Source organism: Chitinophaga sp. SVR4-12A (assembly GCF_056754765.1).
In genome coordinates this window covers 2,228,535-2,241,998 of sequence record NZ_JBPGWP010000001.1, presented here as the reverse complement: position 1 = coordinate 2,241,998, position 13,464 = coordinate 2,228,535, and the positions used below count along the sequence as shown (strand labels likewise).

At 48.4% G+C, this 13,464-nt stretch carries 11 protein-coding genes; 8 read left to right on the top strand and 3 right to left on the bottom strand.

Annotated elements, in window-relative coordinates; all coding sequences use genetic code 11:
* The first annotated feature begins 290 nt into the window (after positions 1-290).
* From ACR9Y8_RS09035 to ACR9Y8_RS09015, 5 genes are all read left to right on the top strand, one after another.
* Positions 291-2,756 (top strand): AAA family ATPase, encoded by a 2,466-nt coding sequence (locus ACR9Y8_RS09035; protein ID WP_481212926.1) that lies wholly within the window; start codon positions 291-293, stop codon positions 2,754-2,756.
* A 130-nt stretch (positions 2,757-2,886) separates the two neighbouring features.
* Positions 2,887-3,336, top strand: coding sequence for a hypothetical protein (locus ACR9Y8_RS09030; protein ID WP_481212925.1), 450 nt, complete (start codon positions 2,887-2,889; stop codon positions 3,334-3,336).
* A gap of 44 nt (positions 3,337-3,380) precedes the next feature.
* A complete protein-coding gene (locus tag ACR9Y8_RS09025) occupies positions 3,381-4,760 on the top strand; it encodes a DUF5458 family protein (RefSeq protein WP_481212924.1) in 1,380 nt (459 codons plus the stop codon).
* Between the two features lie 117 nt (positions 4,761-4,877).
* Positions 4,878-5,777: a hypothetical protein gene (locus ACR9Y8_RS09020; protein ID WP_481212923.1), complete on the top strand. Its 900-nt coding sequence runs from the start codon at positions 4,878-4,880 to the stop codon at positions 5,775-5,777.
* Between the two features lie 19 nt (positions 5,778-5,796).
* Positions 5,797-6,819 carry a lytic transglycosylase domain-containing protein gene (locus ACR9Y8_RS09015; RefSeq protein WP_481212922.1) on the top strand — a complete coding sequence of 341 codons (1,023 nt, stop codon included), beginning with the start codon at positions 5,797-5,799 and terminating at the stop codon, positions 6,817-6,819.
* Here the strand turns inward: ACR9Y8_RS09015 and ACR9Y8_RS09010 are convergent, their stop codons facing one another.
* The 3 genes from ACR9Y8_RS09010 to ACR9Y8_RS09000 are packed head-to-tail and all read right to left on the bottom strand — an operon-like array spanning position 6,820 to position 10,184.
* Positions 6,820-8,652 (bottom strand): hypothetical protein, encoded by a 1,833-nt coding sequence (locus tag ACR9Y8_RS09010; protein WP_481212921.1) that lies wholly within the window; start codon positions 8,650-8,652, stop codon positions 6,820-6,822.
* Positions 8,653-8,660: 8 nt separating this feature from the next.
* Positions 8,661-9,092: a GPW/gp25 family protein gene (locus tag ACR9Y8_RS09005; protein WP_481212920.1), complete on the bottom strand. Its 432-nt coding sequence runs from the start codon at positions 9,090-9,092 to the stop codon at positions 8,661-8,663.
* A gap of 9 nt (positions 9,093-9,101) precedes the next feature.
* Entirely contained in the window at positions 9,102-10,184 is a 1,083-nt protein-coding gene (locus tag ACR9Y8_RS09000) for a PKD domain-containing protein (RefSeq protein ID WP_481212919.1), read from the bottom strand.
* Between the two features lie 128 nt (positions 10,185-10,312).
* On the opposite strand from ACR9Y8_RS09000, the gene ACR9Y8_RS08995 reads away from it, so the two are divergent.
* Genes ACR9Y8_RS08995 through ACR9Y8_RS08985 form a run of 3 tightly spaced genes read left to right on the top strand, consistent with a single transcriptional unit; the run spans position 10,313 to position 13,339 of the window.
* Complete coding sequence (locus tag ACR9Y8_RS08995; RefSeq protein ID WP_481212918.1) at positions 10,313-11,266, top strand: type VI secretion system baseplate subunit TssG; 954 nt, start codon at positions 10,313-10,315, stop codon at positions 11,264-11,266.
* 31 nt (positions 11,267-11,297) lie between these two features.
* Positions 11,298-12,152, top strand: a complete 855-nt coding sequence (locus ACR9Y8_RS08990) for a TssN family type VI secretion system protein (RefSeq protein WP_481212917.1) — start codon at positions 11,298-11,300, stop codon at positions 12,150-12,152.
* Positions 12,153-12,163: 11 nt separating this feature from the next.
* Positions 12,164-13,339: a hypothetical protein gene (locus ACR9Y8_RS08985; RefSeq protein WP_481212916.1), complete on the top strand. Its 1,176-nt coding sequence runs from the start codon at positions 12,164-12,166 to the stop codon at positions 13,337-13,339.
* Positions 13,340-13,464 lie beyond the last annotated feature (125 nt).

Below are 13,464 nucleotides of genomic sequence, written 5' to 3'. Positions count from 1 at the left end.
GAATTTTTACTTTTTATAAAGTATGTATTGGCTTCGTTGATTGATAATAATTTGTGATGACTTTATCCTTGACTAGAAAAATGCAATCGAAGGGAACTGTTTTTCCGGGTCGTATAGCCGGCAGCCACCACAGCCTATTTCACCGGGTGGAAAATATAATATATACATTTTAGGCGTATCTTTAGCCTTAATACAAGCATTGTAAATTAAAAGACCCATCCATCGCCGGCAGGCATGGAACCTCGAATAGAACAATTCAATCATTAGTTAGAAAAACCGTATATCATCCAATGACCCTGGCAACATACACTACATATACTACGGAAGTGCAGGCTGCCATACGTATAGCCCAGGCAATAGCAAAAGAGTACCATCATGCGCAATACACCTCTGCGCACCTGCTCAAAGCATGTTTGCATAAAGAAGTAGGCGTGACCGCCGGCTTACAATCCATGGACCTGGACATCTATTACATGGAAGAGTGGGCAGATGTGCGTCTGGACAATTTGGCCAGGTCACCGCGCCTGCCGGATGAGCCCACACCTGACCAACAGGCTGCCACAGTATTACACGAAGCAGATGCCATCCGCCTTGAGCTCAACCAGGATGCAACAGACGCCTGGTGCCTGCTCATCGCCATCAGTACACCCGGTGTCGGATTTTCATATGAGCAGCTGAAAACATTTCCTTTTACCCGCGAACAATTACTGGCCCGCTATAATAACGGTAAAGTAAAACAAGCCGCTGCAAATGGTCAGCACAGCTCATCTCCGCTTACACCATTCAACCTGAAATATATATATCGCCTCACCGATCCCCGGCGGCTGGAAGAACAGCATGCACTGGTAGGGCGCGATGCAGAGATCCGTATGATGACGGAGATCCTTACACGCAAAGGCAGATCCAGCATACTGGTGATAGGAGAGGGCGGCGTTGGTAAAACATCATTAACTAACGGTCTTGCCCGCGCCATCGTACAAAAGCAGGTGCCACTACTGTTGCAGCAAACAGATATCTATGCATTAGATTATGGCGCTTTTATTGCCGGGGCTGCTTATAAGAATGAACTGGAAGACCGCCTGCTGCAGATCATTCAACAACTGAAACAGAATGGCAGGCATATCCTCTTCATCGATAATCTGCATACCCTGCTGGATAAGCAATCCGGCTCCGGCGGCGGCGGTATCGCCAATATATTAAAGGCTGCCATCGGAAAAGAAGAGATCATTGTCATAGGCAGCAGTACACCGGAAGGCTTCCGCAAACTCATTGAGCCAGACAGCCTGCTACGCCATTGCTTTGAGACCATATCATTGTCCGAGCCCGACGAAGCGCTCGCACAACGTATGATCCAGGTTGTTATCCCCGCTTACGAAACTTATTACCGCCTGAAGACAGCCCCCCCGGTAACGCAGGAGGCTATCCGCCTTGCCCGCCGTTACCTCAAGGAACGCAGCCTGCCAGACAGCGCCATTAACCTCCTGGATCGTACCATGGCGGCTATCCGCACATTGCAGGATACCGGCAAACAGGTATTGGATCAGTTACAGCAGGAGCTAGATGCCATTGAAACAGCAACACCCGCTGCGCACCAGGAGCTCTTATGGCTGCACCAGCAGTTAATGCAGCGCCTGAGTGCCTTACTGACCAGCCGCCTCCAGGATCCCGCAGATCTATACAAAATAGAAGATACCATCGCGCTGAAGAAGACGCTACAAGATGTGTTGGCGCAATTACAATCACTAGCTTCCACGCACCAGGACGAGGTCACACCGCTTGATCTCGCTACCATCATAGCAGAAGCAACCGGCATCCCGCTGGGTAAGATCCGATCCCAGGAAAGAGAACGTCTCGTAAATATGGATGTTCACTTGCGCAGACGCGTGGTAGGGCAGGACCATGCATTGAAAACAGTGGCGGAGGCCATTCTCGAATGGCGCTCCGGGTTAAGCAGGCCCGGTCAGCCCATTGGCTCATTCTTTTTCCTGGGTCCTACCGGTACCGGGAAAACGGAGCTGGCGAAATCTTTGGCAGACTTCTTGTTCCAGGATGAGCGCTGCATGATCCGCTTTGATATGTCCGAGTTCAAGGAAGAGCATTCTGCAGCCCTCCTGTACGGCGCTCCTCCGGGTTATGTAGGTTATGAAGAAGGAGGCCTGCTGGTAAATAAGATACGGCAGCAACCCTACGCAGTAGTATTGTTTGATGAGATAGAAAAGGCCCACCCGTCTGTATTTGATATTTTCCTGCAGATCATGGATGAAGGAAAGCTGCATGACCGCCTGGGTAAGACCGGCGATTTTTCCAATGCGCTCATCCTGTTCACCTCTAACATAGGGAGTGATCATATCGCACAATCCTTCCGGGATGGTGTGATCCCTCCGGCGCAACAGCTGATGGAGATCATGGCCCGCTATTTCAGGCCCGAATTCCTGGGCCGCCTTACCGAGATAGTGCCTTTCGGGCCCATACAACAGGAGAGTGTAGTAAAGATATTTGACATCCACCTGCAGCACCTGCTGCAAATGCTCGGACAACAACAGATCAGCTTCCAGGTATCCGACGCTGCACGTGCGCACCTGGCTGCACTGGGCTACTCTCCACAATATGGGGCGCGGCCCCTGAAAGAGGTGATCCGCAGTCGCCTGCGCAAACCACTGTCACGGATGATCATAGAAGGGACATTACAAAAAAATATGGAGGTGTCACTGGATCTGGATGAACAGGGGGAATTAAAGTGGTCAGTTGTTAGTTGACAGTTGTCAGTGATTACTTTCAATGCTAACGACTAACGACTGTCAACTGACAACTGTGAACTGACAACTATTTTAGATAAATTGATTAAATTGTAATAAGGGTAACCATCAATAATTAAAACCGTTTCTTATGAATGATAATTACGGAATTGGCGGTAACGAGGTGAAGCTCGACGCCAATGAGGCCATTATTGAAATATCTCATAACCGTACCCTGTTTGCTGAAAAGTTAACCCAGCAAACACCCGTTAAGCCCGAAATAGTACAAGGTTTAACCTCGGTAGAAGATGTTTTTGAAAACTACAAACCCGCAGTACCGGTCACCTTTCATGATGCAGAAGGCCGCACCGTGCCCGAAATGTTACGGTTTCATAACCTGGGCGACTTTGGCGTAAAAGGTATTACCGCACAGAGCCCCTTCCTCGACGACCTCGCAGCAGAGAAAGAGCAGTTCCTCAAGATCATGAAACACCTGAAGACGAACAAGATCCTGAAAACCGCACTGGCAGATCCGTCTGCAAGACAGGCCCTGTTGAGCGCAATAAGGGGAATGTTAAAAGACCTCGACGCAAACAAATAACGCATCACATCCTTGATAATTCGTAATTGAATAATTCATTCTTTATGGCAGAATTACAAAAAAACCAGCAGCAGGATCTGCAAACTGCCGGTCAACCTGCATCACAACCGCAGGAACAATCCCTTGAACAAAGTATTGCTGCACTGGCAAAATACGGGGGATTTGACCTGCTGGAAGCATCTATTGATGGCACCCAGAACCTCAATCCCGAACGTAAAGCAAGACGTAATATATTCCTCACAGAGGCCAATAAAAAAGACGAACGTGATGACCTCCGCAAATCACTGAAGATCTGGGAAGAGGTGTTGTCAGGCAACGCCGAGCTTACAGACATGGTGAACTACTGCGCTGAACACGCAGAGCAGGCAGAAAAAGTACTGAACGCCAACCTCGCTGAAGCAGTAGAAGCCACCAGGGAACTGGAACAGTCTTACCGTAACGTTGCCCTCTTCTTCAAGAACACAGAATCAGACAAGGTAAAGAATGTAGCCTTTATCAACGTTGAGCTGGATCAGCTGAAAGACCTGGATAATACCCGCTTCATAGACGCCATCAACCAGGAGATCGTTCAGAACTATGACAGGCTGGACCTCCGTGGCAACTACAGCCTGCTGGTGATACCGGGCTACCTGGGCTCCAATAAAGTGCTGGAAAAATGGGCGAAGATAGCGCACAACAATAAAGTGATGCTCATCACCGACTTCTCCCACCTCGATGCGCCCGACGACGTAATGGAGATGTTTGAGCAAGCCAATCTCACCGGCGGAGAAATACACCGCTCCAATGTGATCATGGCCTGTAACTGGCTGGTAGGCCGCGGCAAGTTTGATGAAGTAGGAGAGGACGATAATCTTTACATACCGCCTTCCGGCGCACTGGCAGGTAAGATCTATAAGACCCTCATGTCCCAGGTCACCGCCGGTAAAAAATTCGGCGGCATGAATGAGGTGGACGGCGTAAAATTCGAACTGAAAAAGAGCGAAATAGCCAGCCTCGAAAAACTGGGCCTTGTTCCCATGGTAAAAGAGTATGGTAAAGTAATGGCCTTCAGCGCCAAAACCCTGTTCAATGGAGATAACATCGGCTTGCAAACCTACTCCGTTGTCCGCGTGTTCGACTATGTCACCAAAGTACTGATGGACTTCCTGAACCGTCGCGCATTTGAGAACTTCAATGCCAACACCCGGAAAGACCTCATGAAACAGATCATCCGCTTCCTCGACAGTATCACAGGGCCGGATAAGCTGATAGAGGATTTCAACGTCCGCCGCTTTGAACAAGACCCGATACAGAAAGACCGTATTCACCTCGATATTCACCTCAAACCCTATTTCCCGGCCAAGAACTTCCTGATCAAAATGGAAGGCCATAAAGGCGAAGATGTGAATGAATGGGAAACTGAATACGAACAGGACAAACAATAACATAAATGTGCAGATGTGCAAATATGGAGATGTGCAGATAATATTCATTTGCGCATCCGCATATTTGCACATCAGTTAATCAATTCCATACCTGTGTTAATAATTATTTTAAAAAGCATGACAAGAACAGGGCATGTGATAGCGGGCCTATGTATGTGCGCTTGGCTGGTAGCCAACACCCGGCATTCAATTGCACAAACAAGATCATCCGTAGATACAATATTAACGACCAGGGGGGCAGCTACACTGATCAGCTGTGATGCTGCGGTGAGCACCTTCCAGATAGGTGACGGTAAGAATGCTGATTATGACTACCGCATTGTAGACGGTAACCTGGTATTTATCAGGCCAACGGCGCCAATGCCCAGAACCACCAACCTCATTGTAAGGGAAGGTGGCAATATCCACTACCTTATCCTGGCCTACCGGGATAAAGTAGACCTGACGCAACTGAAATACACGCTGTCAGGTAAAGAAGGCGCAGAGAAGGGCGCCGGTAACGCCCCGGAAACCGCTGTTGTTAAAGGCAGCGACGGAGAACAGATCCCGGTGGTAACAGATGAGGAAGCTGCAGCCGCCCATCCTGAAATAGATACCTTCACCGTTGGTAAAATAGCAGAGGATTTTGGTAAGCAAAAACGGATCAACCACCAATACGAAACAAAAACAGGTGGCATCTCGCTCAGCTTCTCAAACGCGATGACACTGAATAACCTGGTGTACTTCTGTTACAAATTAAGGAACCGCTCCCAGCAGCCCTACAACCTGGTAAAAGCTACCATGATGTATAAGGACAGCAAAGCGGCAGACCGCCTGTATACCATGCCGGTCTTATACAAGAAAGCGCCTGCAAGGGTAGATAAGAAAGAGGATCAGGACCTGGTATTGGTAGTGCCCTCCCGCACATTCAAACGGAATGACGAAGTGATCATCGTATTGCAGAACAACGCCGATCAGAAACAGCTGGTGCTCTACACCCCGGTAAACGCATTGCCTAAGTATATGATCGCACCATAAGCCGCGCACATCAGATGTCATGATGGTTAGGTACCTCATATTGCTTTTATGCCTGTATGTTAACACAGTGAAAGCCCAGCAGCTTGACTTCTGCGGCGAGGCGGTGCCGATGGAGCGCGACTTTGTATCCTACCGGCTCATGGATGTGATCAAGGGACAGCTGCGACATCAGAACTTCCTGCCCCTGCTGAAAGCTAAGTCAGAGCAGTACTTCCCCCTCATAGTGCCCATACTGAAACAATACCAGATCCCGGAAGATTTTAAATACCTGCCCGTGGTAGAAAGCGGTTTCACGAACGCTACTTCCCCGGTAGGCGCTCAGGGTGTATGGCAGCTCATGCCCGGTACTGCTGCAGAACTGGGGCTGGTAGTAGGCGATGGATATGATGAGCGCAACCATTTGCTGAAGTCCACCCAGGCAGCCTGTGTGCTGCTCCGTAAGCTATATATTCAGCTCCAATCCTGGACCCTGGCAGCAGCGGCTTACAATGCGGGCGCTGGTAATATCTCTCGCAACATACGCAAACAGGGTAGTAAAGATTATTACCAGCTCATGCTGAACAATGAAACAGCCCAGTATATCTACAAGATCATTGCCGTAAAACAATTGTTTGAAAGCCCGGAGCTCTACCTTCCCGGTTTTGGCTTTAATGTCTTTAATAAGAATGCAACCAATGCCTCTGTGTTTGCCAGCGGTGCTAACCCGGATAATGATCTTGCCTTTAAGACCATCCGTATCAATGTAGGGAGGAAACTGGCTAAAGCACCTGCACTCACCTACACGGCCCGTCTGCATAACAGCGCTTCCTTTACAGACGGCCAGCTGGTCAGCGTACAGCTGCTGGACGATCTGCAGGCAGACGGCGTGTACATCAGCAAGAACACCAATATCTCCGGCAGGGGATGGCTGGTAAGCAATCGTGTTTATGTAGACCTTGGGTTTGGCGCTACACTGGTATTATGTGATAGTGATGGTAATAAGGGAGTGCCCTTAACCCAGCTCAAAGAGGGAGGCACCGTAAAGCTGGTAAAAAGTACTTAGCTATACCAGCGTGTCGTTCATGAATATGCGGTAAGGATAGTTGTTCGCAGAATGTTCCTTTAATTGCGTCAGCAGTTCATCCTTCAGATAGGCCAGGCTGCCGTTGGTATATTTATCCATAGGCCTGGTCAGTACAATACGTATATCAATACTCCGGCTATAGCCCGCAGCACCGCCTGGCAGCAGGCTGACCCCCTTGCTTACCGTTACTGTTTTCAGCTCATTGCCTAAAATAAACCTGCAGAGCGCCTTGATATCTTCGGGTGTAACGATCCTGTTATGAGACAGCAGGTGATACCGGTACTGGTTAATCTTTTCATCAATGCTTAGCCGGTCTTTTCCCCCTTGCGTATTGGTGACTAACGTGATACTGTTGGGTTGTACATGAATATTCCCATATTCCTGCAGGCGGGTTCCCATCCGTATATTATTGGCGGCAGTACCGTTGGTAGTATAGAATTCTACAAACAGGTAGCTGGCGTTCTCTCTTGGCTTCACCATCAGGTAAGGTATATTCCCTTTGTTGCTGGATGGCTGCAGCTGTTCTTCCAGTGAGGCGATCAGCTGATGCAGTTCCCGCATACGGCCCGCTACATAATCGTTCTTCACTTCTTCAAATAAAGAGCTTTCATCCCGTATCACTTCAATGAGATAGGCAATGATCTCCTTGGCCTCCCTGGAATCAAAGCGCCCTATGCCACTGCTGCGCACTACCAGCTCTCCTTCCTGCATTTCTCCTGCAGTAGTGAAATTGCGCACATGGTAATCAGCGCCCCCCAGGTCATATACTCTTTTTACGTCAAAGAAGATATCGGATGTATGCAGGGGAATAATATTCAGGTAGCGGTTCAGCTTCAGCGATTGTTCGTTCAGCTGTTTGTTGATCACCGGAAAGCAGTTCGTATTGCAATACAGATCTTCGAGCAAGCTATGATGTAAGGCCTCCGGGAACTCTACTCTTATCCAGGTGATATTGGGCGCAACAATGGCCCAGTCCTTTCCAAAGGTTTGCCGCAGTACTTCCGGTGCTGCTGTACTGCCTTTGGCTGCTGTTGCAGTCTTCGTCACCGTCAGGAAGTGACGGCGGTAGCGTTGCAATACCTCCCGGCCATACCGCGCATTGGTATCAAAGGCCAGGTTCATCATCGTATCCACTTCTTCTTCCTGCTCCCGGCGGCTGTGATAATAGCCGCTTTGCAAAGGCAGCTCCTGCTCGTCTATGAAGAAGCGGGCCTGCGGCAGGTAGTAGTAGAACATTTCCTGCTGATGGATATTGCGCAGGTCAAAGAAGAAAGACAGGCCCTCAAAGCTTTCGGGCGCCACATCTACAGACAGGCCCAGCCACATATGGTTAGGCGCTGCATTCGGCAGGATGGTTCCCTGCAATACCTGCTCCTTGAACCAATGGTCCCTGCTTTCAAATAGTTTGCTGCCAATGGCCATATAACGGATATGTCCGCGGAAAAGCTTATGGGGTGTAACAGGGCTGAAGAAGATATCCTGGCTGTCGTGACTGGCCCTGTTGTTATAAAAGAATTGATGGTCTGCGTTGATAGTGGTCGTCGTTTCATTGCTGCTGGCATGAAGTATACCATAAGCCGGCTGGCTGCTGGTAACGATCTCCGGCATCATGATCTGCGCCAGCCGTTCTACCAGCCTGGCATGCGATACATCCACCTCGCCGGATATCTTTTCCAGCTCGCTGGCGCAGGCTTCAAGCAGCAATTGCACAATGGGATCAAAAGATGTTTCAACTTCCACATCAGGATACCCCCACAGGCGCGCCGCCGTTTTTAACATCCGGTCCTTTATGCGTTCTTTTTTCTCTTTCATAATCTGTATCAGTCAAAAGACAAGGGGCTTACAAAGAAATAGCTGCTGTAATGAAAGGGATTGTTATTCTTGGCCAGTGTGCCGTTAACGCTTACCTTAATTTTTTTCTTTATTTTCTTTCCGCTCACCATCGCCAGTTCCTCCTGGCTCACAAAAGCAGTTACCCTTATCTGCACCAATCTTTTTTCATATCGGATGATCGCCTGCCTGATGGCATTCTCCACCTGTTCCTTGATCTCGTTATTAGTGGCTTTAATGTCAAAATCAGTGTCCCACAGCTGGCAGCCATAATCAGGATCATCTTTGTTCTCTCCCAGCACGGTAGTGATCAGCAGGTGTATATGCTGCCCTACCGATTCTTCCAGGTTGCATACAGGCATATCCTTTTTCTGAAGGATACGCGAGAGGTCAAGCGGTAACCGATAGTACTGTCCTTTCATGTCTTGTTCTTAAAATATGCCAAGAAAACCTTTTTTATCATACCGTACCCTGATCTCTTTTACGCAGCCTTCAGGATCCTTGATAAGATTTACCATCTCTATCTTGACGCGTTTCTTTCCCCGGATGGCATTACAGAACTCATTGAATGTTTTCACATCCTTATCGTTCAGCAGTACACGTGCGTTCAGGTTATTGCACAGGTAGGGTGCAAAATCCTGCACGTTTTTCTGCTTGTTATTCAGCTGAGTAAGCATTACACGAAATTCATCATCTGTAATGGAAGGTACTTTGGGTTTCTCCGGCTGCGGCGTTATAGCAGGCTCCGGTTTTGTCTCCTGTGCAGGGAATGGCGGTGGTACAAAATTATCTGAGCGGTTGTTAACCGGGGCGGGAAATACCTGTACACGTTTCTTCACCATGCGGCTGGAATCCCCGTTCACTACAAGCGTGATGATCCTTTCTCCCGGGCTGCTAAAGGTATATGTATGAGAAGAACCACCATGGGTTTCTGCATTGGGCTGCTGTAGCCTCCATTCCCAGCGGTTGGCGCCGGGCGTCTTATTACGATAGGTAACAGGCCTTCCTGCAAAGGCTTCTTCAGGCCCTTCTATCACCGGAAATACATCCGATACCGGTGGCGCTGTATTTACAGGAACAGGCATCACTACACGTATATCCTGCTGCCAGCTGCATTTACCTGATTGTAAGGTGATGGTATAATTACCAGCCTCTGCAAAGGAGTGATATACCTGTTGCCCCTGCTGCTGTGCGCTTGAATCACCGAAATTCCAGCTATAGGCAGAGCGTGTATCACCTCCGTTATTGGCTTTGAAAGTGATCACTTCACCTACTGTATAAGCACTATTTACACCATGCAGACGACTGCTGAATGCAATGCTCATATTACTGCAATCCTGATGCGTACCGGCCTTGAAAGCCAGTATCGCTACACTGATAACCAGCAAGGCCAGGAAGGTATACAACACCATCGGGTCAATATGGCTGGTGATGCTGCTGAAAGGTCTTACCGAGTTAACTTTTCGCTCGTTGGGTGATTTAGGTGGGGCCATCGGTTTTTCACGTTTTTGCAATTTTAAATAATTTTTTAGATAAATTGCCATTAAATATGAATTGGTATTAACCCGAAAAACCGAACTAACATATTACACAATTGTTCATATCAATACTAACCGCAGAAAAACCGTAAATAATATCTTAAATGGCGAACAATGCACAAAAAGCGGCTGTGCTGGAAGAAGTGATAGACCATATTCGTTGTTTGCATGAAGACGTAAGAGCCGAAGTAGTAGTGGGTGAACTGCTGGATAATCAGGTACAGCAGGATGCCGTTACCGTGCAAATGGAGAACGTGTTCAGCCGTGCTTTTGCGCGTGATATACTGGGAGTGAAGCTCGATGATTCGCAGCCTTATCATCCCTTCATCACGCTGCAGCTCTCACGGGATGGCTTGTACGATCGCCTGCCCGAAGGACTGTTCCATGAATTCTCATCGCAGCGCCGTGGCGGTGTGAGTGAGATGGTCGCCAATTATAAAAAGCAACAGCAGGAAGAGCTGCAGGCCCGCAAATTCTTCAGGCCCATAGAACATGAGTTTTTTTTACAACGTGTTTTCCTGGAGCAAAGAGAAAAGCATTTGTTGTTCGATGCCTTTGGAAAAGATGCTGACCAGCTATTCCTTTCTTTCTGGAATATCAGCCCCGACCTGCCGCGTGTTCCTGTGAACCGCCTTGTAAAGTTGTTGCCCTACATGCATCGCATTGCCGGTAATATTGCGCTGGTGCAGTTATGCCTGCAGGTGATACTGGAAGAAAAAGTAAGTATTGTTTGCGACCATGCACCGCAGCAGGTAAAGAGCAGCAGCGGCGTTCCGCTGGGCGAGTGCCGCCTGGGAACGGATACGCTGGCCGGAGAAGATTTTTACACCGATATGCCGCTGATGAAAGTGACCATCGGACCCCTCCAACAGCGCCGTATATACGATTATTTACCATGGCAGCCTTATGGCCGGCTGCTGGAAACCTGTTACAGCTTTTTATTGCCCGCTGATGTCGAAATTGAAACTATCCTCGAACCGAACGCAGGCGAAAAGGGAGCAGCTGTAGCAGATGCAAACCCTAAAGAGGGCATCATGGGATATAACATGTTCCTTTAACCGGAATTATTTTTGATATACATTCATTGGTATGTTACTAAAAGCGAAAATATATTTTGTTGTAGCGGCTATGTTGGCCATCGGCTCCCTGGTGGTGGCCCTGTTAAGCCGCTTTATCAGAAACTTTGCCCTCTATAAAAAAAGAGCCCTCTGGTATCTCTTTTTTATGGCGCTCGTATTTGGTGTGGTAGCCTCCCTGCCTTATCTCTTCACCCACCAGAACCTGATGAGCCAGTACATCTTCTACATGGTGTGGTTCCTGGGATTAGGTATTGTACACTGCCATTTTATGTATACACGATTTTGGGCAAATGAGAAAACACTGGGCTCAGAGCTGGCGTTTATTGTAGCCATCTGGCTCTTCGGAGGCGGCTTGTCAATACTGATGCACTACTGGATGTCTAAAGGCACCTACCTTTATTACCCCATGCTCACCTCCATGTTCTCATTTGTGCTGCCAACTTTTGTGTATAAGACCTTTGAAAAGATGATGGCCATTCCTGCCAAAGTGCACAAGTGGTGGCAGTATCCCTTGTATAAAGAAGCGCCGGAAGTAAACGAAGATGAAATGAGAGATCTGATCGTAATAGGGTTTGAGCTGGAGAAAAAAGCCAACGACAACGCCCGTATTTACTTCAGGGCCCGTACGCCCATCAAAATGGACCTGGGCGATCTCTTTTATCACTTTATCAACGATTATAACGATCGCTATCCCAATACGCCTATCGACTTCATGGATACGAACGGACAACCCTATGGATGGGTGTTCCATCTCAAACCCCGCTGGCTGGCAGGCGCTAAAACACTGGATCCCCAAAAGCCTGTTTTTATGAATGGGATACAGGAGAACAGTGTGATCATTTGTAACCGAGTAACTATTTCTTAAACATCGTTTTTATGGCAGAGCCCTTAAAATATTTTCCCGTTAACTGGGTGGATGGAATGAAGATCAAGAAGCAGCATTTTATCGACACCGAAAATGCGATGCTCGACCAGATCCGGGATGCCATCACAGTTGGCCTGCATGCACAGAATTATGGACTGCTGCCACCTAAGGCAGAACAGAAAGAATCCCTGCGATGCTGGTTTGTAACAGATAACCAACATCAGTGGCGGATCAAGCTCACAGAGTGCAGGGCAATAACACCCGGTGGCGCACGTATTGAGATCCCTGAACATACCGTGCATTCACTCAAGTATGCTACTACCTTTCCTGAAACGGTATTCAACTGGGATCCCCGTCATACAGAGTCAGCATACTATATATTAATCCAGGTAAATCCCTTTAACCGCCAGCCCAGCGGTGAGCCTCTGCTGCAGGAAGATCCGCCCCGGCTGCCATATGCCACGCCGGAATATACCCTGCACATCACGCCGGTATCACAGCTGCCACAGGGACAGCTGGGCAGCTACCAGATGATCCTGGGTAGGATAGCGGTAAAGGATGCCCGCCCTCAGCTGGATGATGATTATATTCCTCCCTGTTCCATTACGGCCGCACATCCCGCGCTTGCAGACCTTCACCAGGAACTGGATCAGTTCCTGGGGCAGATGGAGCTCTATGGTGTGCACATCGTACAAAAGATTTATTCCCGTAAACAGGATAACGACCTTGCACAGGTAGTGCTCTACATCACTGAAAGAGTAGTACAGTACCTGGGCACACGCATCTCACAGTTCCGATGGCTTGGATTATACCTGCCGCCGGCTGCCATGCTGGAAGTGATAGCAGGCCTGGCCCGCGTGATGAAGAACGCGATAGATCAGCGCGCCAGCGCTGGTAAGGAAGAACTGCTTAACTATTTCAGTGAATGGTGTGAACTAAAACAAGGCGAGCTGGAAGCACTCATGGTGAACTGCGCCAACATCCGTTACAAACATGTTGATATCAGGGAATGCCTGCAACCCATGATCCCCTTTGTACGTGCAATAAATAAACTCTTTGATAGTCTCAGCCGTCTCGATTACATCGGCCGCAAAACAGACAGCAGCATATTCGTGAAAGAAGAAACGCCGGAAGACAGCGAATACCTGCGCAAACATAAAACCAAACGCTGGTTTTTCACAGACTGATAAAACAGCTGTTGGCTATTAGCTATTAGCTTTTAGCTATTAGCCAAATGCATACTATCATATTAAAATACTACCCAGCAAATAAACCTGTAAAACATTACAGGCTAATTGCCAAAAGCTAACAG